This is a genomic window from Bradyrhizobium sp. Ses1 (assembly GCF_059512365.1).
This window is the reverse complement of record NZ_JCAMOQ010000060.1, coordinates 22,733-42,701: the sequence shown is the minus strand read 5'-3', so window position 1 is coordinate 42,701 and position 19,969 is coordinate 22,733. Positions and strand designations below refer to the sequence as shown.

Sequence of the window (19,969 nt, the reverse complement as noted above, 5' to 3'; positions counted from 1 at the left end):
CGCGGACACGCAAGGTTGATCGTTATGTGAACTGCATCACTTCATGCGTCGCACAATATCTGGCAAACTTGTTCGGGGTAAGGAGTGTGATAGGCTCTTTATGGGTAGACCTTTAGGTTTCGGGGGCTGAGGCTAATTGCGCCTCAACGCTGTATTTGCGGTTTTTGGAGCCCAACCGATCCATGGGTGAGATTCGCGACTTCAAGTCGGGCAGGCACGAGCGGCCGCCGGGTGATCCGACGCCGCGGCGCCTTGCCGCGATCGTCGCAGGCGACATCGCCGGCTACAGCCGTCTGATGCAGCTCGATGAGGAGGGCACGCACAACCGCGTCAAGCGGATCGAGCGCGACCTGATCGAGCCGACCATCGTCGAGCATCACGGCAAGCTGGTGAAGACGACCGGCGACGGCTTCATTGCGATGTTCGACAGTCCGGTCGAAGCCGTCAGGTGCAGCATCGTGATCCAGCAGAACCTGGTCGGCCGCAACGCGGCGGTACCGAGGGACTACTGGATCGAGTACCGGATCGGCGTCAATCTCGGCGACGTCATCATCGAGCCCGACGACATCTATGGCGACGGCGTCAACGTTGCCTCGCGCCTTGAAGGGATCGCCGAGCCGGGGCAGGTCTTCATTTCCGGCGGCATCTACGAGCAGATCAAGCACAAGCTGGTGTGCGGTTACGAGTCGCTCGGCGACCGCAAGGTCAAGAACATCACCGACCCGGTGCGGGTCTATCGCGTGCTGCCGGATGCCGCGGCCTTCCAGCGGACGCGCCGGCGGCGCGAGAACGTCCTGATCTTCCTGCTCAGCATCACGCTCGCGATCATCGCCGGCGGCATCCTCTGGTCCTTGCTGATACCGCGGAGCGAAAAGCTGGCGGTGCGAACCCCGGCGCCAGCGGCATCACCGTCGCCCGCGGCATCGCCGAAGGCGGCCGAGCCGGCGCCCGCCACGAAACAGGCGGCAGCTCCCGCTACCAGTCCCACGGCGCAACCGCAGCCGCCGCAGCCCTCCGCGAGCCCGGCGGTGACGGCGGTCGCGCCCCCGACGCCGCCCACGCCGTCCGTGCGGGAGCCCGAGATGGTCGCGCTTCAGGGCGGCAGCTTCTCGATGGGCAGCAATGACGACGCGTCGGAGCGGCCGATCCGAAGGGTGACGGTCAAGCCATTCGCCATCGCCAAATATCCGGTCACGGTCCGCGAATGGAACGCGTGCGCCGCCGCCAAGGTGTGCGGCTTCACGGCGACCGGAAAGGACGAGGCGCCGGTCACGAATGTGAGCTGGAGCGATGCCAAGCAATACGTCACCTGGCTCGCGGACGTCACGAAGAAGGCCTATCGGCTTCCGAGCGAAGCCGAATGGGAGTTTGCCGCCCGCGGCGGAACGCAGACCAGATATTGGTGGGGCGAGCAGATGCAGCCGGGCATGGCCAGTTGCAAGGATTGCGGCGACAGCGCCGCCGCCGAGCAGCCGACCAAGGTCGGCAACTTCAAGTCCAATCCGTTCGGCCTGCATGACATGGGCGGCGGGGTCGACCAGTGGGTCGAGGATTGCTGGCACAAGAATTATCAGGGTGCCCCGGCCGATGGTTCTCCCTGGCTTGGCGGAGACTGCACATCCCATGTGCTCCGCTCCGGCTCCTGGAAGAATGACACGCGTTATGTGCGACCGGCCAATCGGGATAACTACGACACCAACGTTCGATATCCGACCCATGGCTTCCGGGTCGCGCTGTCGCCTTAAAGTATTTGGATCGGGGAGGGGGGCAATGAGAGTTGCGCGTACACTTCTGATTTCTGCGGTCCTGTCGTCGCTTACGAACGTTGCGCACGCGCAGGATAAACCTGCACCGAAGGATGCGGTCCTGTATTTTGTCTGGCCGCAGAATGGCGCGACCATCAAGGGCGCATTCTGGGCCCGCTTCGGCCTCCGCAACATGGGCGTGACCCATGCCGGCGACGACTATGCGAACGCCGGTCATCACCATCTGCTGATCGACGTCAACGAGCCGCTCAATCCCAACGAACCGATCCCATCGGACAAGTCCCACCTGCATTTCGGTGCCGGCCAGACCGAGGCGCGTATCGAGTTGCCCCCCGGTAAACATACCTTGCAGCTCGTGCTCGGCGACGCCAAGCACTATCCGTTCAAGCCGCCGGTCGTGTCGGAGAAGATCACGATCCGCGTCAGATGAATTTGTAGTGTCGGCCGGCTTCCGAAAACTGGCGGTTGCCTGTTTCCCCATCATGCGGTTTGTTGCTGCAACAGCCGGGCAACAGCCTCGGCGTGGAGGAAGCCGATGGCCAGTCAATTGCCCCTTATCACAGGCCTTGTTGTCGCGGTTGCCATGATGGCCGTACCCGCCAGTGCCGACGCGCTGAAGGACGAGATCGCGCCGACCGGCAAGCTCCGCGTCGCGATTGCGATCAGTCCGGCGGGCGGTGCGTTCTGGTGCACCAAGGCCGAAACCGGCTATGCCGGCGTGCCGGTCGATCTCGGCAAGGCAATGGCCACGCAGCTCGGCGTACCCGTTGAATATGTCGTGCACCAGAATTCTGGACAGATCACCGATGCGGCATCGAAGGGCACCTGGGACGTCACCTTCCTGCCCAAGGATCCAGAGCGCGAAACCAAGATGATGTTCGGCCCGATTTATGAGGTCGCGGACGCCACCTACATCGTCAGGCCGGGCTCGGCGGTGACGAATTTCGCCAGCCTCGACCAGCCGGGCGTCAAGGTCGCCGCCGTCAACAACACCACCATGCGGGGTGCGATCGCGCACCTGAAGAACGCCAAGGTGACGGGCTATCAGACCTATGACGAGATCTTCAATCTCCTGAAGAGCGGCGAGGTCGACGCGTTCGCACTCTCGCGCGACCAGCTCAATGCGATGGCGAAGAAGATTCCGGGCACCCGGGTGCTGGACGAAACCTTCAAGCAGACGGTGACTGCGGTCGCGGTCCCGCTGAATCATCCGCTGTCGGCGACTTTTGCGACCAAGTTCATGACGGAAGCGACTGCCAACGGCACGCTCCGCAAAGCCTATGACAATAACGGGCTGAAGGACGCGCCGATCCGGGCGCAGGCCAAATAGGCGCCCAGTCCTCAGTGTGCGTGCCGTATAGGCAGCGTGCCCAAATCAGCGGCATGGCTTCACCAGGCGGCGCAGCGACAACTGCCTAAAGCCCCTGCAATTCCCGGCCATTCTCCACCGATCGGCGAGCACCACTGTTGGCACATCGATTGCTTTTCGATGTACCAGTCAATGACGACTGCCGTCCTTCGGATTGCCTAGGCCAGCGTTGGCTGAAGGTGCAGGGATCAAAGCGACCTTATTCGGACGCGCCGAGCAGTCGTTAAAGACGCCACCCCATATCCCTGTTCCAACCGGGCTCCGCCAACCGCAGCGTCGCAGCAGGAATTATCTCATTCCTGTCGCGCCGTAGATCCGGCGCGCGTCCAGGACGGCCACTCGTCCTTCATATCCGCGCTGCGGCCGAGCCGTGGTGTTGTTGGTTTTGCGAACAAGGGGAACTGGAATGGCCTATCTCGTGCCTTCGGAATTTGTCACCAAGATGGTGGACGCGGGTGAGTCGAAGATCTTCATGTCGACGCGCGACACGGTGATCCGTGCTTATATGGCAGGCGCGATCCTGGCGCTCGCCGCGGCCTTTGCGGTGAGCGTCAACGTATCGACCGGTGTGCCGATCGTCGGCGCGGCGCTGTTTCCGGTCGGTTTCTGCATGCTCTATCTGTTCGGCTTCGATCTTCTGACCGGCGTGTTCGTGCTGTCGCCGCTGGCCTGGATCGACAGGCGGCCGGGCGTGACGCTCGGCGGCGTGCTGCGCAACTGGGGCTTGGTGTTCATCGGGAATTTTGCCGGCGCCTTCACCGTGGCTGTGATGATGGCGATCGTCTCGACCTTCGGCTTCTCTTCGCCGCCCGACAAGGTCGGTCAGATCATCGGCACCATCGGCGAAAGCCGCACGGTCGGTTATGCCGCGCACGGCGCGGCGGGCATGCTGACGCTGTTCGTCCGCGGCATGCTCTGCAACTGGATGGTCTCTGCCGGCGTCGTCGGCGCAATGATCTCGACCACCGTCAGCGGCAAAGTGATCGCGATGTGGATGCCGATCATGCTGTTCTTCTTCATGACCTTCGAGCATTCGGTCGTGAACATGTTCCTGTTCCCTTCGGGGCTGCTGCTCGGCGGCAAGTTCACGATCATGGATTATCTGATCTGGAATGAGATTCCGACCGTGCTCGGCAACCTCGTCGGCGGTCTCGCCTTCACCGGGCTGACGCTCTACGCCACCCATGTGAAGACAGCGCCGAAGCGCGAGCGCCAGCGCCTCGCGGCTTGATCTGATCGCGCATATGGGTCTCTCCTTTGCGGAGAGACCCATTGCCTCTTCACCTCGCGATGTCGCGCCATTTGAAAATATCGGTCGGGCAATGTTCCGATAAAGGCCGCAAGGAAACCAATCAGGATTTCCATGGCATCCTGATTCCGAGCGAGCCGCTGCTCGGCCTGAAGGGCATCGCGATCGTGCTCGCCGATGGGATCAGCTCGAGCAGCGTCAGCCGTATTGCAAGCGAGTCGGCCGTCAAGGGGTTCCTGACCGACTATTACTGCACCTCGGAATCCTGGTCGGTGAAGACCTCGGCGCAGCGCGTGCTGGAAGCCACCAATTCGTGGCTGCATGCTCAGACCCGGCGCAGCCAAAACCCTTACGAAAAGGACAAGGGCTATGTCTGCACGCTGAGCGCCATGGTGATCAAGTCGACCACCGCGCATATCTTCCACGTCGGCGACTGCCGGATCTATCGTCTCGCCGGCAACAGCCTTGAGCAACTGACCACCGACCACCGCGTGGTCTTGTCCTCGGTGCAGAGCTATCTCGGCCGTGCCTTGGGCGTTAATCCACAGGTCGAGATCGACTACCAGTCGTTCACGGTCGAGCCGGGCGACATGTTCCTGTTGGCGACCGACGGCATCTATGAGCATGTCGCACCGCGCCAGTTGGCAAAGATGATCGTCGACGGCGCCGATGACCTCGACAAAGCGGCGAAGGCCATTGTCGAGCAGGCCTATGAGCGCGGTAGTCAGGACAATCTCACCGCCCAGATCGTGCGTATCGATGAACTGCCGGCGAGCAGCGCCAGCGAGGCCTTCGGCCAATCGAGCGAGTTGCCGTTGCCGCCGCTCCTGGAGGCCAGGATGGCGTTCGACGGTTACACCATCGTGCGCGAGCTGCATGGCAGCAGCCGTAGCCACATCTATCTCGCCGTCGATAACGACAGCGGCACCACGGTGACAATCAAGATTCCGTCGATCGATCTGCGCGACGATCCCGCCTATCTGAGGCGGTTCATGATGGAGGAATGGGTCGCCAAGCGCATCGACAGCCCGCATGTGCTGAAGCCCTGGACGCCACCGCGCAAGCGCAATTGTCTCTACGTCGTGACCGAATTCATCGACGGGCAGACGCTTCGGCAATGGATGATCGACAATCCGAGCCCGCAGCTTGAGACGGTCCGCGGCATTGTCGAGCAAATCGCCAAGGGCATCCGCGCCTTCCACCGCAAGGAGATGCTGCACCAAGACATCAGGCCCGACAACATCATGATCGAAAAGACCGGCACGGTGAAGATCATCGATTTCGGATCGACCAGGATCACCGGCGTAGTCGAGGCGGCGCCCTTGGACGGCCGCAACGAGATTCTCGGCACCCAGCAATACACTGCCCCGGAATATTTCCTGGGCGACCCTGGCACGCCGCGCTCGGATCTGTACTCGCTCGGGGTCATCACCTATCACATGCTGACGGGACGGCTGCCTTATGGCGCCCGGGTCGCCCGCGCGAGGACCCGATCGGACTTCAACAAGCTCATCTACGGCCCGGCCACGCACATCCGTCCGGACATCCCGATCTGGGTCGATCGAGCAATGGAGCGGGCCGTGCATCCCAATCCATATAAGCGATATGACAGTCTGTCGGAGTTCTTGTTCGACCTCCGCAATCCCAACGCAAAATATCTCACGACGTCATCAACCCCGCTGATTGAGCGCAACCCACTATTGTTCTGGAAATGTACGACGCTCGTGCTGGCGCTCGCCCTGGTTCTCCTCTTGGCCTACGGGGCGCATCGCTTTCATTAGTGTGTGGTGCCGGAGGGGATCGGGTCCAGTCCGCTCTTGATCAGCTCAGCGCGGGCGTCGGGCGATGCGAGGAAGTGGATCAACGCGCGTCCTGCGTCGGGCTCCTTGGAGGCGCTGGCGATCCCGGCGGAAAACACCGTGATCTTCTGCAGCTCATCCGGCAGCGGCCCGACGATATCGATGCCGGCAACGGGCTTCAGCTCGCTGATCTGCTGCAAGCCGATCTCGGCTTCGCCCTTGGCCACGATCTCGCCGACGGGCGTGGCCGGAATCTTTCTTGCTTTGTCCTTCATCGCTTCGGCAATGCCGAGCTTCTGGAACATGTCGGTCGATACGTAGACGCCGCTGGCGCTGTCGGAATAGGCGATCGACTTTGCCGCGAGCAGCGCGCGCTTCACGGCATCCGCCGAGCTGATGTCCGGCTTTGGCGCGCCTGATTTCACCGCGATTCCGATCGGCGATTTGACGAGTTCGACGCGGCTGTCGGCTATAACCTTGCCTTGCGCGGCGAGGTCATTGAGGGCGTAGCCGACCATGATGAGCACATCGGCGGGCTCGCCGCGCTCGAGCCGCACCGGAATTGCGTTGACGGTGGTTCCCATCGACGGTCCATAGGCGGTCGACACCTTGTGGCCGGTCCTGCGCTCGAATTCCGGCACCAAGGCTTTGTAGGCGGCAGTTAGCCCGCCCGAGATCATTACGTGGATTTCGGCGGCGGATGCGGAGGCGGTGAGGAAGAGGGCGGCGGCGAGGGCAAGTGCGAGCGCGCGAAAAGTCGCGAAGGGCCGCATGGTCGTTTTTCTCCCGGGACAATTTTCTAGGTGCTCGTCGCGTTGGGCAGACTATTGCGTGCGGGGGCGAGTGGCTAGGGCCTCCACCCGTCATTGCGAGCCGAGCGAAGCAATCCATGTCGCCGCTTGCGGAAGCATGGATTGCTTTGTCGCTATGCTCCTCGCAACGACGGAAAGAGAAGCGCTCGCCTTGTCACGAATTCACGTGCACGAAGTCGCGCAATAGCGGATAGATCTCGTTGTTCCAGCGCTTGCCGCTGAACACGCCGTAATGGCCGACGCCGGCCTGCATGTGATGCACCTTGCGATAGCCGCGCACGCCGGTGCAGAGGTCCTGCGCGGCGAGCGTCTGGCCGATCGAGCAGATGTCGTCGCGCTCGCCTTCGACCGTCATCAGGCCCATGCGCCTGATCGCAGCGGGATTCACCGGCCGGCCCCGGTGCATCAGCTTGCCCTGGGGTAGCAGATGCTCCTGGAACACGTCGCGCACGGTCTCGATGTAGAATTCCGCCGGCAGATCCATCACCGCGAAATATTCATCGTAGAAAGTCTTGATGACGTTTGCCTTGTCCTTCTCGCCCTTGGCAAGATGATTGGCGAGGTCCATGTGCTGCTTGATATGGCGCTCGAGGTTCATGGAGACGAAGGCGGTGAGCTGCACAAAGCCCGGATAGACCTTTCGGAACGCGCCCCGGCACTGGATCGGGACATAGTTGATGAGGTTGTCCTCGAACCACTTTATCGGCTTGCTCTTGGCAAATTCGTTGACCTTGGTCGGCTGGATGCGCGTGTCGATCGGCCCGGCCATCAAGGTCAGCGATGCAGGGCGCGCGGGGTGATTGTCCTCCGACATGATCGCCGCCGCCGCCAGCGCCGACACTGAAGGCTGGCAGATCGCGACCATGTGCGCGCGCGGGCCGAGCTTGTCGAGGAAGGTGATGAGATGGTCCGTGTAATCCTCGAGCCCGAAACGACCTTGGTCGAGCGGAATGTCGCGCGGATTGTGCCAGTCGGTGATGTAGACGTCGTGATCCTGCAGCAGCGTCATGACCGTGCTGCGCAATAGCGTCGCGAAGTGACCGGACATCGGCGCTACCAAGAGCAGGCGCGGGTGCTCGGGTCCATCGATCTTCTTGAAGTGCAGGAGCGATCCGAACGGCGTGGCGTAGGCAACTTCCTCCCGCACCTCCAATTCGCGATTGCCCACCCTCACGCTGCCGATGCCATAGTCGGGGCGGGTGTAGGTCAGGGTGGAGCGCGAGATCAGTTCGAGTGCGGCGGCAAGCCGGCCAAACAGCCGGTCCGAGGCCCCCTGCGGCACCAGATTAAGATATCTAAGTGCCGCCGCCGCCCCCGTGCGCCATGGTGCCGTCAGGTCCATGTGATTCTGGTAGGCTTGGTACATCATTGACATTGACATCATACGCGACCGCCCCTTGCCCCGCGTTGCTATGCAATATCGAAGCCAAAGCGGAGTCGAACCGCCCTCGAAATTGGCACGTGGCTTGCTGCTTGGGATATTCGGCGCCCAGGCGATGAGCAGGGGCGATATCCGCAAGATAGGCTGGAGGCTTTGGGTCCCTGCGGTCGAGGTTGAGGCGTGAAGGAAGGCTCTATGGCAACGACACTGACCATCAGCAGCAAGAACTATTCATCATGGTCGCTGCGTGGCTGGCTGCTGGCGAAATTCGCGAGGCTGGAATTCGAGGAGGTGATCACAGCTCCGGACGACGCCTCGGCCCGCGCGGAACTCCTGCTGCTCTCGTCGTCGATCCTGGTGCCCTGCCTGCGCCACGAGGGCGCGACCGTCTGGGACACGCTGGCGATCGCCGAGTATCTCAACGAGGTCATGCCGAATGCCGGTCTGTTGCCGGAAGACCGCATAAAGCGGGCACATTGCCGCTCGATCTGCGGTGAAATCCACTCCGGCTTCACGACGCTGCGGGCATCGCTGCCGGTCAATCTGAAAGGCCATTTCCCGGGCTTCAAGATCTGGTCGCGCGCGCAGGCCGATATCGACCGGATCTGCAGCATCTGGCGCGACTGCCTCGCGGAGTCAGGCGGACCGTTCCTGTTCGGTGAGCGCCGCACCATGGCGGACGCGATGTATGCGCCGGTCGTCACCCGCTTCATCACCTATGACGTCAAGCTCGAGCCGATGCTCGCAGCCTATGCCGCGACCATCATGTCGATGCCGGAGATGCGGGAGTGGGTCGAGGCAGCCAAGGCTGAGCCCGCCGACGTCGAGGAGCTGGAGGTCGAATATTAGGCAGTGCTGCCTGCCGGCTGCGCGTTCAGCGGGCTCAAGCACGGTGCAAGTACTGCCTAAAGCTCGTGCCACGGCAGCCGCGCGCGAGTAGCGGCAGGCGAGCGGTGGTTGCGCCGCGAAAAATCGCTCGACTTAAATTCAGGCTTGGTTCCAAGCGCTTCGTCCGCTTGGCGACAGCGATCTGCAGGAATCGCTGCGCCGCAGCGCAACTGGCGCGGATTTCGCATGGCACGAACCAAGCTGTGAACGCGACGATGCGACGCTGCCGAAAATTTGGACGCCTTGCGTAGCCGCGGGTCTCGCGATCGAGAACGTTGGAGGCTTCAAATGAACCAGCATGCCGTTGTCAGCAAGTTCTCTCATGTCAAGCCAGGCGATACCGAATTCAAGGGCGGCGGCCTGCGCGACTTCTTCCTCTACCGCGATCTCGGCATAGCCGATGCCACCGGCGGCCAGGTGATCTGCCATCTGGTCAAGGCGAATCCCGATTGCCCGCCCGAGGATGGCACCGGCTGGCATCGCCATGATTGCGATTTCCAGATCGTGATCATGATGAAGGGCTGGGCGCGCTTCATGTACGAGGACAAGCCGACGTTGGTGCAGGCCGGAGACGTCGTGCACCAGCGGCCCGGTATCGTGCACTACCTCTTCGACTACTCACCGGACATGGAATATCTGGAGATCGTGAGCCCGGCGGATTTCAAGACCGTCGACATGCCGCCGGCCACCGACAAGGTGCCGCCGGTGACGCCTTGGAAGTAACTGATTGGGAGTCACCGATCATGTCGTCTCCGGAGGAATTAACTCTTGTGATTGGCCGTTGGCTGCGGCCGCTGGTTGTTCTCCTGCATGTGGTGCGCCTGCTCGGACTGGCACCGACATCTAGCCGTGAACAACAGCGTACGGCACTCCATCACTGATTCGGACGCGCTTCGTTCCACGGGTGTTCCGAACCTTAAGGCGGCGAATTTTCCCGTCGCATTTTGATACAAGCAAATGCGAGAGGGATGATGCTGCATCCCACTCGCAGGTTTTGCTTCAGCGTGAGCTTCGCGTCGCTCGCGAAGCGGAAGCCGATAGCGACTCTTCTGTGATCTCCTAAGCCACACCTCTTTGCTTGACGCGAGGAAAGCGCCAGGCAATCACGGTCGCCTCGACCGTTCCGCCGGATTCGTCATTGAGCCAATGACCGTCGGTAAAGCGACAGGCGAACGGCAACTGATATGTGCCGCTCTGATCTTCGCAAAGCACTTCGACGATCTCGTTCGGCGGAGGTTCGCCGTTGCCATCGAATTGTGCCAGTCGCTTTTCGCGCGTTGCCATCTGATTATTCTCCACTTCCGATGCGTGGAAACGTTTGAGTTCCCAAAAGCCCCCCGCACCCCGCAATAAGTGGAGGACAGCGCCGGAATGCGGTTACAGTGTGGTATCTCTGACGATGTCGTCGTGCTTTGCGCACATTGCCGTGAGCGCGTGGAGGACTTAATGAACGTTAAGATGATGATCGCCTCGCTCATGATGCTCGTATCCAGCGCGTTGGCATTTAACAAAGTTAATGCTCAGGACGTTCCAGGCATCGAGATCTGTACCGTCGAGAAGACCTGGGAGCGGCGCACGAGCTGCCTGCAGAGCAATGTCGACTTCCTCCAGAAGACGATCACGAAGCTTGTGACCGATCACCAGCAGAAGCTCGATGCGGCCAATCGCCAGATTGAATACCTCAAGAGTGCATCCGCGACCTTGCAGAAGCGCGTGGATGATCTGCTGGCCGCGCAGAAGAAGATGGACGAGGACTTGAAGAAGAAGGCCGACGTGCCGCCGGCAAAGGACGCTGCGCCGGCGGCGAAAGAAGGCGGCAAGTGATGTGTGTCCGTCATTGCGCGCGCCAGCGAAGCAATCCATCTCACCGCTCGCGGAGACATGGATTGCTTCGTCGCTAGCGCTCCTCGCAATGACGCCTGGGGTGAGAAGCCCCCTACGACACGCGGTACTGCTCCATCACGTCTCTGTCGGGCTCATAGCCGAGACCGGGCCCTTGCGGCACCTCGACGCTGCCGCTTGCATCGACATCGGCGCGGCCGCGCCAGAGGCAGGCCGGCCGTTTCATGTAGAAGGCTTCGATGAAGCCGTCGTGGCGTATCGACATCAGGTGCAGCGTCGCCAGGAAGCCCGGTCCGAAATAGGGCGAGTGTGGAACGATCTTGATGCCGAGTTCGTCGGCGAGCGTCGCAACTCTCAGGAACTCGGTGATGCCGCCGACCTTGGTTACCGAGGGTTGCGCATGGCTGACGGCGCCCGCCGTCATCATCTGGCGGAACTGGTGCACGGTGCAGGCATTCTCTCCGGCCGCGATGTCGAGGCCGCCCTTGGCGCGCACGTCGGCGAGCGTGGCAAAATCCTCCGGCGGCCAGACCGGCTCCTCGAGGAACATCGGACTTGCCGCCTGGCAGTCTCGCGCGAAAGCAATCGCGCTCGGGCCGTCCAGCGGGCAATTCATGTCGACCATCAGCGGGACGTTGCTGCCGATCGCGTTGCGTGCCGCGAACACCGCGGGCGTCGTGGTCTCGTGCAGCTTGATCGCGCCGTAGCCGCGACGGAGCGCGGCCTCGCATTCGCCGGCGATATGTTCCGGCGTGCCGATACGCATCAGGCTCGCATAGGCCGGGATCCTCGCGCGTGTGGCCTCGCCGATCAGCCGATGCAGCGGCACGCCCTTGATCTTGCCGGCAAGGTCCCACAGCGCGATGTCGAACCCCGAGATCGCGAACATCGTGATGCCGTAGCGGCCGAACAGATGCAGGTTGCGCTGGATCTGCTCCATCACGGCGGGAATGCCGGATGCATCAGGCACGTCGAGGCCACGCGCCTGCGGCGCGATCATCTCCTCGATTGCGGTGCGGGTCGTCTGTGGACAGACATAGGCGAAGGCGTCGCCCCAGCCCGTGAGGCCGCTATCGGTCGAGACTTCGACCAGCACCATGTCAAGCGCTGCGATCGCCGACGCGCCCTGCCGGAAGCTCGCGGGGCCGGCGTCATAGGGGATGCGGATGTGGTGTGCGCGGATATCAGTGATTTTCATAAGGTGCCTCCAAAGGTGGATGCCGAGTGCTCCGTCATGGCCGGGCTCGTCCCGGCCATCCACGCCCTTCGCCGTTAAGTGCCCAACGTGGATGCCCGGGACAAGCCCGGGCATGACGGGTTCGATGGTGTCTTAGGTTGAGCGTTAAGAGCCCTTCTCGCCGCTCATGACGGGGCCGAACCGCTCCCAGCTCTCGCCCTTGAAGCGCGTCATCTGGAGTTGCTCGATTGGCGCGAAGTCGTTCGGTCCGGTCTTGATGCGGGTGCCCGGCAGGTAGATGCCGATCTGGAAATCGAGATTGGCCGCCTGCTTCATGACATTCTCGCGGGTGAGGTTGTCGCCGCATTGGCGCAGCACCTGCTCGAGCCCCTTGGCGACGCCATAGCCAAACACGGTCGCGGCATCGTCGAGATCGCCTTCAGGATACCATTTGCCCATGAACGCCCGCCACTCATTCATCGCGGGATCGTTCTTCCATTCGGCGTCCTTGGGATCCTTCAGATAGTTGGTGGACAGCACGCCCTGGCTGGCCTCATAGCCGGCCGGTTTCATGACGCCGCCGATCGAAACGGACACGTTGGTCAGGAACTGCACCGGGTGCCAGTCCAGCTCGGCGATCTTCTTGATCGCCTGCGCCGCGAATTTCGGCGTCGCGATGTTGACGAAGATGTCGGGATTGGCGCCCTTGAGCTGGACCACCTGGGAATCCACCGTGGGCGAACTGGTCTCATAGGAGGCCTCCACGATGATCAGCTTGCCAGCCTGATCGCCGAGGCCCTCGCGCAACCCGATCACGTAATCCTTTCCGAAATCGTCGTTCTGGTAGAGCACGCCGATCGTCTTGCCCGGATAGTTCTGCAGGATGTACTTGCCGTAGATCCGCGCTTCGACCTGGTAGCTGGGCTGCCAGCCCATGGTCCACGGAAAATTCTTCGGGTCGTTCCACTTGGCTGCGCCGGTGGAGACGAAGAGCTGCGGCACTTTCTTCGTGTTCATGTATTTCTGGATCGCGGTGTTGCCCGGCGTGCCCAGCGGGTTGAAGATCAGCAGCACCTCGTCGTTCTCGACGAGCTTGCGTGCCTGCTCCACCGTCTTTGGCGGGCTATAGGCGTCGTCATAACTGACGAAGTTGATCTTGCGGCCATTGATGCCGCCTTCCGCATTGAGCTTCTTGAAATAGGCCGCTTCGGTCTTGCCGATTGTGGCGTAAGCGGAGGCCGGGCCGGAGTAGGGCATGATGTTGCCGATCTTGATCTCGGTGTCGGTGGCACCGGGGTCGTATTTCTTTTGTGCGCTGGCGGTTCCCGCGAGCGCGACAGCCAGAAGTGTCGCAAGCAGCGTGGATTGGGCATAGTTCAAGAGCCGGTAGTGCATCTTTGTCCTCCCTGACAGTTCGCCGCGGCTCTTGCAGTCTTGATTATGGGCAGCTTGATGTGAGCCGTCGGATCGATGCGTCAGCGAGTATGCACGATTGGCTATGCCTTGCCAGCGACGGGGCCGGTTGCAATTTCCGTGGGACGGAACGACGCTTTGATTGCTGCGGGACAGCAAGGACTGTCAAACGGTGCACGGCGCGATCACGCATGATGGACGCGTTTCGAGGGAAGGCCCGACAGCCATGAATCCAGCCCAGAAGGCGCTCTGGTACATCGAGAGCCATCTTGGTCAGCCGCTGACGCTCGACGAGATCGCCGGCATCGCCGGTGTCTCGCGCTTCCATTTGGTGCGCGCGTTTGCGGCGGCGACGGGGTTTCCGGTGATGCGTTACGTGCGCGCCCGCCGTCTCAGCGAGGCGGCTCGCGCGCTTGCGGGCGGCGCGCCGGACATTCTCAGCCTTGCGCTGGATGCGGACTACGGCTCCCACGAAGCGTTCACTCGCGCGTTTCGCGACCATTTCGGCGTCACGCCTGAAACGGTTCGCGCCACGACGTGCCTCAGCAAGCTGAAGCTACAGGAGCCGATCATGATGGATTCAACCGCGCTCGATCATCTCAGCCCGCCACGCATTGCAACCGGAAAGGCGTTCCTCGTCGCCGGCGTCGCCGAGCGCTACAATCACGCCAATTGCGACGGCGCCGGCATTCCGAACCAGTGGCAGCGATTTCACCAGACGGTCGGCAATATTCCCGGCCGCATTGGCAACGTCGCCTATGGCATCTGCTGCAACGGCGATGACGCCGGCAATTTCGATTATATCGCCGGCGTCGAGGTCGCCGACTTCTCCGACTTGCCGCGCGAGTTCAGCCGGGTGCGCATCCCCGAGCAGAGATATGCGGTCTTCACCCATAGCGAGCACATCTCCACGATCCGGCGAACCGTGAACACGATCTGGAATCACTGGCTGCCGCAGTCCGGTATGAAGGCGGCCGATGCGCCGAACTTCGAGCGCTATGACGAGAACTTCGATCCTATGACCGGCAATGGCGGCCTCGAGATCTGGGTACCTGTGAAGGAGTGATGGACTTGTAGGATGGGTAGAGCGAAGCGAAACCCATCAATGCGCCAGATGCGATAGGGCAAGATGATGGGTTTCGCTTTCGCTCTACCCATCCTACGGCAGCTCGCAAGGCTGCCCTGCTCCGCGCTTGCTTGGCAAGCAGAAGCGTCTTTGTCATAACTTCACGCCAACAATACGTTGCGTGGGGCGGTCCAAAAATCCCCTTGCAGCCGCAAGAGCCGGGAGGATTTCATGGCCAATATCCGCGTTCTCGCCACCGATCTCGAATTTCCGGAAGGGCCGGTGGTGATGCCGGACGGATCGGTGGTGCTGGTCGAGATCCGCGGGAAGCGGTTGACGCGGGTCTATCCGGACGGACGCAAGGAAGTGGTGGCGCAGATTCCCGGCGGCCCCAACGGCGCGGCGCTGGGTCCCGACGGCAAGATGTACATCTGCAACAATGGCGGCTTCAGCTGGATCCCGACGCGCAACATGATCATGCCGGGGCCGCAGCCGGACGATTATATCGGCGGCTCGATCCAGCGCGTCGATCTGCAGTCGGGCAAGGTCGAGACCGTCGTCGACAAATGCGGCGAGCATGCCTTGAGGGGACCCAACGATCTTGTCTTCGATAGGCATGGCGGGCTCTGGTTCTCCGATCTCGGCAAGCGCCGCGCGCGCGAGATGGATGTCGGCGCGTTCTATTACATCAAGCCCGGCATGGAGGAGATCGTCGAGGGCGTGCATGGTCTGCTGCCGGCCAACGGCATCGGCCTGTCGCCGGACGAGAACACGGTCTACATCGCCGAGACCCCCACGGCACGGCTGTGGGCCTACGATCTCTCCGAGCCGGGCACCGTCAAGCCGCGCGACGTGATCTATCGCGGCGAACGCGGCAAGCCGATTGCGGGGCTCGGCGGCTACCAGATGTTCGACTCGCTTGCGGTGGAAGCCAGCGGCAATGTCTGCGTGGCGACGCTGGTCTCGGGCTGCATCTCCGTGATCGCGCCTGATGGTACCCTGGTCGAGCAGGTGCCGACCGGCGACCGCGTCACCACCAACATTGCCTTCGGCGGACCCGAGCTGAAGACCGCCTACATCACGCTGTCAGGCAAGGGCGAGCTGATCGCGATGGATTGGGCGCGGCCTGGCCTGCCGCTGAATTTTTTGAATAAATAGTGCTAAGGCGTCATTGCGAGCGAAGCGAAGCAATCCATGGCGCCGCGTACGGACAGATGGATTGCTTCGTCGCTGTCGCTCCTCGCAATGACGGAAAGGATACCGGATGCCCTGGCTTGAACCTATCACCCTTCGCGGCGCGCATGCGCGGCTGGAGCCACTGTCGCCGGATCACGCCGATGGTCTCGTTGAGGCCGTGAAGGACGGCGAGCTCTGGAAGCTCTGGTACACTTTCATCCCTCGGCCTGAAGACATGCGCAAAGAGATCGACCGCAGGCTTGGCCTGCAGGCGGCCGGATCGATGCTGCCGTTCACGGTGTTCGATGCCTCCGGCACCATCTCGGGCATGACCACCTACATGAATGTCGATGCGCTCAACCGGCGCGTCGAGATCGGTTCGACCTGGTACGCGAAGCGTGTGCAGCGCAGCGCGGTCAATACGCAGTGCAAATTGCTGTTACTGACGCATGCTTTTGAGGCGCTCGATTGCATTGCGGTAGAGTTCCGCACGCATTTCTTCAACCACCAGAGCCGCCGCGGCATCGAGCGGCTCGGCGCCAAGCTGGACGGCGTCCTGCGCAGCCACCAGATTGCACCAAACGGCACGTTGCGCGACACCGTGGTCTACAGCATTATCGCCAGTGAATGGCCGACGGTGAAGGCGCACCTCACCTATCAACTCAACGAAAAGCCGCGGTAGCCGCTCTGCCGCGCCAGAAACGAGACGATGGAAACGTTCGATTATGTGATCATCGGCGCGGGCTCCGCCGGTAGCGTTCTTACCAACCGCTTGAGCGAGGATGCCGGCACTACGGTGTGCGTGCTCGAAGCAGGCCCGAAGGATTGGCACCCCTATATCCATCTGCCGGCCGGCTTCATCAAGACGTTCCACATGAAGAGCGTCAACTGGGCCTACCAGCAGGAGCCGGGCCCTTGGACCGGCGGCCGCAGCATCTATGCGCCGCGCGGCAAGACGCTCGGCGGCTCGTCCTCGATCAACGGCCATATCTACAACCGCGGCCAGCGCCAGGACTTCGACACCTGGGCGCAGCTCGGCAACCGCGGCTGGGGCTATCCGGACGTGTTGCCCTATTTCAAGCGGATGGAACGTCGTGTCGGCGAGTGCGACGAGACCTATCGCGGCCGCGACGGCAGCCTCACGGTCACCACCATGGACTGGCAGGACCCGCTATGCGAGGCCTTCATGGAGGGGGCGGTCAGCCTCGGCATTCCGCGCAATCCTGACTACAACGGCGCGATCCAGGAAGGCGTGTCCTACTGTCAGCGCACCATCCAGAACGGCCTGCGCATGAGCGCGGCGAAAGCGTTCCTGCATCCGGCGCGGAAGCGGCCGAACGTCAACGTGCGCACGCATGCGCATGTCACCAACATCATCTTCGAGGGCAAGCGCGCGGTCGGCGTGCGTTACTTGCGGGGAGGGCGGGGCGGCGAGCCGGTCGAGGTGCGAGCCAGCAAGGAAGTGATCCTCTCCGGCGGCGCCTACAACTCGCCGCAGGTCCTGCAATTGTCCGGCGTCGGCTCGCCGGAGCTGTTGCAGTCGCACGGCATCGAGGTGCGCCACGCATTGCCCGGTGTCGGCGAGGGATTGCAGGACCATTACGCGCCGCGTTCCGTCGCGCGCGTGAAGAACATCCGGACCATCAACGAGCTTCGGCGGGGCCTCAGCCTGTGGGTCGAGGCGTTGAAATGGGCGACGACACGGCGCGGCCTGCTGTCGCTGTCGCCGACCATGGTCTATTGCTTCTGGCATTCGGGCGAGACTACGGAGAGTTCGGACCTCCAGCTCACCTTCACGCCGGCGAGCTACAAGGAAGGTGTGCAGGGCCAGCTCGAGGATCAGCCCGGCATGACGGTCGCCTCGTGGCAGCAGCGGCCGGAGAGCCGCGGCTTTGTCCGCATCCGCTCGTCTGATCCGTTCGCGCCGCCGATCATCCAGACCAACTATCTCGTCGAAGAGCTTGATCGCCGCGTCGTGGTCGCCGGCATGAAGCTGGCGCGCCGCCTGTTGAAGTCGGCGCCGCTTGCGCCTTACTACGACTACGAGGATTTCCCCGGACCGAACGTGCAGACCGACGACGAATTCCTCGCGGCTGCGACCGAGCGCGGCACGACGACCTTCCATCCCGGCTGCACTTGCCGGATGGGTCCGGCGGATGCCAGATGGGCCGTGGTCGACGACCAGCTCCGCGTCCACGGACTGCAGGGCCTGCGCGTGGTCGACGCCTCCATCATGCCGCGCATGATCTCCGCCAATCTCAACGCCTCGACGATGATGATTGCCGACAAGGCCTCCGACATGATCCGCGGCAAGCAGGCCCCAGAGGCCGTTAGGTTTGCGGAGATGGTTTAGCCGTCATTGCGAGGAGCGGCAGCGACGAAGCAATCCATCTCTCCGGGCGTGCGGACAGATGGATTGCTTCGCTTCGCTCGCAATGACGGTGAGAGCGAACCGAGATCAGGATCTAACTGTACACGAAGGCCTTGTCCGTCAGATCGATCGTCGGAAACTCGTCCTTCTCGGCCCAGTAGTCCTGGTTGTGCTGCCATTCCGGCTTTTCGCCGCGCTTGGGCAACAGGTGCATGCCGCGCAGCATGTAGCCGGGGTTGAAGTTTTTTTCGTCGATCCACGGCAGGATCGGCATGTTGTGGTCCTCCGGCCGCAGCGCCGGCGTGACCTTCTTCGCACCGGTTTCCTTCATGTGCGTGAGCAGGCGGCAGACGAAGTCGGCGACGAGGTCGACGCGAAGGGTCCAGCTCGCGCGGAAATAGCCGAACACCCAGACGAGGTTGGGTACGCCCGTGAACATCATGCCGCGATAGGTCACGGTATCGGCGAAATCGAGCGGCTTGCCGTCGACCTCGAATTCGATATCGCCGGTGGCGCACAGATTGAAGCCGGTCGCGGTGACGATGATGTCGGCCTCTAACTCCCTGCCGGATTTCAGCAGGATGCCCTTCTCGGTGAAGCGTTCGATCTCGTCGGTGACGACGGATGCCTTGCCCGCCTTGATGCCCTGGAAGAGGTCGCCGTCAGGGATGAAGGCGATGCGCTGCCGCCACGGGCGATAGCGCGGCGTGAAGTGGGTCGCGATGTCATAATCCTTGCCGAGATAGGCTTCGACCGCCGAGAGCAAATCCTTCTTGGCCTCTTCAGGCTTCTCGAAGGTCTTGCGGGTGAAGGCGTCCTGATCGAACAGGATCTTGCGGCGGGTGATCTCGTGAATCCACCTCTCGTCGACCTGCAACTGCCGCAGTTGCTCCGCGATCTCGATCGCGTTGCGGCCGGTGCGGAAATAGGTCGGCGAGCGCTGCAGCATGGTCACATGGCCGGCGTCCTTGGCCATCGCTGGGATCAGCGTCGCGGCGGTGGCGCCGGAGCCGATCACGACGACGCGCTTGCCCTTGTAGTCGAGATTCTCGGGCCATTTCTGCGGATGCACGATCGGGCCCTTGAACTTGGCCATGTCCTTCCACTCCGGCGTATAGCCCTCGGCATGGCGGTAGTAACCCTGGCACATCCAGAAGAAATTGGTGGTGAAGCGGAAGTGCTCGCCGGTGCCGGTCCGCGTGGCGTCGATGGTCCACAGATTGGTCTCGCTCGACCATTTCGCGGACGTGATGGTGTGGCGATAGCGGATGTGGCGGGCGAGGTCGTTCTCCTCGATCACCTCGCCCATATATTTCAGGATCTCTGCGGCGGTTGCGATCGGCGCGCTGGTCCAGGGCTTGAAGCGATAGCCGAAGGTGTGCAGGTCGCTGTCGGAGCGGATGCCCGGATAACGATGCGTGCTCCAGGTGCCGCCAAAAGTCTTCTGCGTCTCCAGCACGACGAAGCTGGTCCCGGGGCATTGCGTGGTCAGGTGGTAGGCGGCTCCGACTCCGGAAATTCCGGCGCCCACGATCAGGACGTCGAAATGCTCAGACGTGACGGGCTCGGCAGCGCGAATCTGCGTTTGGACGTTCATCTTCCCTGCTCGTTTGTTGTTTTGTTGGTATAGGCACGAAGCGCCGGGGTGCTCCCGGCGCTT

General features: G+C 62.2%; 18 protein-coding genes. 12 read left to right on the top strand and 6 right to left on the bottom strand.

Annotated features, from left to right (window positions below; genetic code table 11):
- Positions 1-182 precede the first annotated feature (182 nt).
- The 5 genes from AC5ZG5_RS39690 (at position 183) to AC5ZG5_RS39670 (ending at position 6,165) form a co-directional block, all read left to right on the top strand.
- Positions 183-1,745 (top strand): SUMF1/EgtB/PvdO family nonheme iron enzyme, encoded by a 1,563-nt coding sequence (locus tag AC5ZG5_RS39690; protein ID WP_456644754.1) that lies wholly within the window; start codon positions 183-185, stop codon positions 1,743-1,745.
- A 25-nt stretch (positions 1,746-1,770) separates the two neighbouring features.
- Positions 1,771-2,196 carry a DUF4399 domain-containing protein gene (locus tag AC5ZG5_RS39685; RefSeq protein ID WP_130228171.1) on the top strand — a complete coding sequence of 142 codons (426 nt, stop codon included), beginning with the start codon at positions 1,771-1,773 and terminating at the stop codon, positions 2,194-2,196.
- A 105-nt stretch (positions 2,197-2,301) separates the two neighbouring features.
- Positions 2,302-3,096: a transporter substrate-binding domain-containing protein gene (locus AC5ZG5_RS39680; RefSeq protein ID WP_456644755.1), complete on the top strand. Its 795-nt coding sequence runs from the start codon at positions 2,302-2,304 to the stop codon at positions 3,094-3,096.
- A gap of 445 nt (positions 3,097-3,541) precedes the next feature.
- Positions 3,542-4,366, top strand: a complete 825-nt coding sequence (locus AC5ZG5_RS39675; RefSeq protein ID WP_130228170.1) for a formate/nitrite transporter family protein — start codon at positions 3,542-3,544, stop codon at positions 4,364-4,366.
- A gap of 59 nt (positions 4,367-4,425) precedes the next feature.
- Positions 4,426-6,165 (top strand): bifunctional protein-serine/threonine kinase/phosphatase, encoded by a 1,740-nt coding sequence (locus AC5ZG5_RS39670; protein ID WP_456644810.1) that lies wholly within the window; start codon positions 4,426-4,428, stop codon positions 6,163-6,165.
- On the opposite strand, the gene AC5ZG5_RS39665 is transcribed toward AC5ZG5_RS39670, so the two are convergent.
- Together AC5ZG5_RS39665 and AC5ZG5_RS39660 are read right to left on the bottom strand one after the other, a co-directional pair.
- Positions 6,162-6,956, bottom strand: a complete 795-nt coding sequence (locus tag AC5ZG5_RS39665) for a substrate-binding domain-containing protein (protein ID WP_456644756.1) — start codon at positions 6,954-6,956, stop codon at positions 6,162-6,164. The genes AC5ZG5_RS39670 and AC5ZG5_RS39665 overlap by 4 nt on opposite strands.
- Before the next feature lie 193 nt (positions 6,957-7,149).
- Positions 7,150-8,370, bottom strand: a complete 1,221-nt coding sequence (locus AC5ZG5_RS39660; RefSeq protein ID WP_456644811.1) for a polyhydroxyalkanoate depolymerase — start codon at positions 8,368-8,370, stop codon at positions 7,150-7,152.
- 201 nt (positions 8,371-8,571) lie between these two features.
- Here AC5ZG5_RS39660 and AC5ZG5_RS39655 point away from each other — a divergent pair, with 201 nt between their 5' ends.
- A complete protein-coding gene (locus AC5ZG5_RS39655) occupies positions 8,572-9,225 on the top strand; it encodes a glutathione S-transferase (protein WP_130228168.1) in 654 nt (217 codons plus the stop codon).
- A gap of 327 nt (positions 9,226-9,552) precedes the next feature.
- A complete protein-coding gene (locus AC5ZG5_RS39650; protein WP_456644757.1) occupies positions 9,553-9,987 on the top strand; it encodes a cupin domain-containing protein in 435 nt (144 codons plus the stop codon).
- Between the two features lie 336 nt (positions 9,988-10,323).
- On the opposite strand, the gene AC5ZG5_RS39645 is transcribed toward AC5ZG5_RS39650, so the two are convergent.
- Complete coding sequence (locus AC5ZG5_RS39645; protein ID WP_130228166.1) at positions 10,324-10,548, bottom strand: hypothetical protein; 225 nt, start codon at positions 10,546-10,548, stop codon at positions 10,324-10,326.
- 174 nt (positions 10,549-10,722) lie between these two features.
- On the opposite strand from AC5ZG5_RS39645, the gene AC5ZG5_RS39640 reads away from it, so the two are divergent.
- Complete coding sequence (locus tag AC5ZG5_RS39640) at positions 10,723-11,088, top strand: hypothetical protein (RefSeq protein WP_155255357.1); 366 nt, start codon at positions 10,723-10,725, stop codon at positions 11,086-11,088.
- 112 nt (positions 11,089-11,200) lie between these two features.
- Here AC5ZG5_RS39640 and AC5ZG5_RS39635 read toward each other — a convergent pair whose 3' ends face one another.
- A complete protein-coding gene (locus tag AC5ZG5_RS39635) occupies positions 11,201-12,304 on the bottom strand; it encodes a mandelate racemase/muconate lactonizing enzyme family protein (protein ID WP_456644758.1) in 1,104 nt (367 codons plus the stop codon).
- 144 nt (positions 12,305-12,448) lie between these two features.
- Complete coding sequence (locus AC5ZG5_RS39630; protein ID WP_456644759.1) at positions 12,449-13,678, bottom strand: ABC transporter substrate-binding protein; 1,230 nt, start codon at positions 13,676-13,678, stop codon at positions 12,449-12,451.
- Positions 13,679-13,922: 244 nt separating this feature from the next.
- On the opposite strand from AC5ZG5_RS39630, the gene AC5ZG5_RS39625 reads away from it, so the two are divergent.
- From AC5ZG5_RS39625 to AC5ZG5_RS39610, 4 genes are all read left to right on the top strand, one after another.
- The gene (locus AC5ZG5_RS39625) at positions 13,923-14,762 is read left to right on the top strand and encodes a GyrI-like domain-containing protein (protein ID WP_456644760.1); all 840 of its coding nucleotides are present in this window, start codon (positions 13,923-13,925) and stop codon (positions 14,760-14,762) included.
- 231 nt (positions 14,763-14,993) lie between these two features.
- Positions 14,994-15,920, top strand: coding sequence for an SMP-30/gluconolactonase/LRE family protein (locus AC5ZG5_RS39620; RefSeq protein WP_456644761.1), 927 nt, complete (start codon positions 14,994-14,996; stop codon positions 15,918-15,920).
- A gap of 106 nt (positions 15,921-16,026) precedes the next feature.
- Positions 16,027-16,620, top strand: a complete 594-nt coding sequence (locus AC5ZG5_RS39615) for a GNAT family N-acetyltransferase (protein WP_130228161.1) — start codon at positions 16,027-16,029, stop codon at positions 16,618-16,620.
- A gap of 27 nt (positions 16,621-16,647) precedes the next feature.
- A complete protein-coding gene (locus AC5ZG5_RS39610) occupies positions 16,648-18,291 on the top strand; it encodes a GMC family oxidoreductase (RefSeq protein ID WP_456644762.1) in 1,644 nt (547 codons plus the stop codon).
- Between the two features lie 112 nt (positions 18,292-18,403).
- Here the strand turns inward: AC5ZG5_RS39610 and AC5ZG5_RS39605 are convergent, their stop codons facing one another.
- Positions 18,404-19,906 (bottom strand): flavin-containing monooxygenase, encoded by a 1,503-nt coding sequence (locus tag AC5ZG5_RS39605; RefSeq protein ID WP_456644763.1) that lies wholly within the window; start codon positions 19,904-19,906, stop codon positions 18,404-18,406.
- Positions 19,907-19,969 lie beyond the last annotated feature (63 nt).

Excerpts from the sequence above, each read along its gene's own strand:
- AC5ZG5_RS39690 (WP_456644754.1), top strand. The coding sequence starts at position 183 with ATGGGTGAGATTCGCGACTTCAAGTCGGGCAGGCACGAGCGGCCGCCG.
- AC5ZG5_RS39685 (WP_130228171.1), top strand. The coding sequence starts at position 1,771 with ATGAGAGTTGCGCGTACACTTCTGATTTCTGCGGTCCTGTCGTCGCTT.
- AC5ZG5_RS39680 (WP_456644755.1), top strand. The coding sequence starts at position 2,302 with ATGGCCAGTCAATTGCCCCTTATCACAGGCCTTGTTGTCGCGGTTGCC.
- AC5ZG5_RS39675 (WP_130228170.1), top strand. The coding sequence starts at position 3,542 with ATGGCCTATCTCGTGCCTTCGGAATTTGTCACCAAGATGGTGGACGCG.
- AC5ZG5_RS39670 (WP_456644810.1), top strand. The coding sequence starts at position 4,426 with ATGTCGCGCCATTTGAAAATATCGGTCGGGCAATGTTCCGATAAAGGC.
- AC5ZG5_RS39665 (WP_456644756.1), bottom strand. The coding sequence starts at position 6,956 with ATGCGGCCCTTCGCGACTTTTCGCGCGCTCGCACTTGCCCTCGCCGCC.
- AC5ZG5_RS39660 (WP_456644811.1), bottom strand. The coding sequence starts at position 8,370 with ATGTCAATGATGTACCAAGCCTACCAGAATCACATGGACCTGACGGCA.
- AC5ZG5_RS39655 (WP_130228168.1), top strand. The coding sequence starts at position 8,572 with ATGGCAACGACACTGACCATCAGCAGCAAGAACTATTCATCATGGTCG.
- AC5ZG5_RS39650 (WP_456644757.1), top strand. The coding sequence starts at position 9,553 with ATGAACCAGCATGCCGTTGTCAGCAAGTTCTCTCATGTCAAGCCAGGC.
- AC5ZG5_RS39645 (WP_130228166.1), bottom strand. The coding sequence starts at position 10,548 with ATGGCAACGCGCGAAAAGCGACTGGCACAATTCGATGGCAACGGCGAA.
- AC5ZG5_RS39640 (WP_155255357.1), top strand. The coding sequence starts at position 10,723 with ATGATGATCGCCTCGCTCATGATGCTCGTATCCAGCGCGTTGGCATTT.
- AC5ZG5_RS39635 (WP_456644758.1), bottom strand. The coding sequence starts at position 12,304 with ATGAAAATCACTGATATCCGCGCACACCACATCCGCATCCCCTATGAC.
- AC5ZG5_RS39630 (WP_456644759.1), bottom strand. The coding sequence starts at position 13,678 with ATGCACTACCGGCTCTTGAACTATGCCCAATCCACGCTGCTTGCGACA.
- AC5ZG5_RS39625 (WP_456644760.1), top strand. The coding sequence starts at position 13,923 with ATGAATCCAGCCCAGAAGGCGCTCTGGTACATCGAGAGCCATCTTGGT.
- AC5ZG5_RS39620 (WP_456644761.1), top strand. The coding sequence starts at position 14,994 with ATGGCCAATATCCGCGTTCTCGCCACCGATCTCGAATTTCCGGAAGGG.
- AC5ZG5_RS39615 (WP_130228161.1), top strand. The coding sequence starts at position 16,027 with ATGCCCTGGCTTGAACCTATCACCCTTCGCGGCGCGCATGCGCGGCTG.
- AC5ZG5_RS39610 (WP_456644762.1), top strand. The coding sequence starts at position 16,648 with ATGGAAACGTTCGATTATGTGATCATCGGCGCGGGCTCCGCCGGTAGC.
- AC5ZG5_RS39605 (WP_456644763.1), bottom strand. The coding sequence starts at position 19,906 with ATGAACGTCCAAACGCAGATTCGCGCTGCCGAGCCCGTCACGTCTGAG.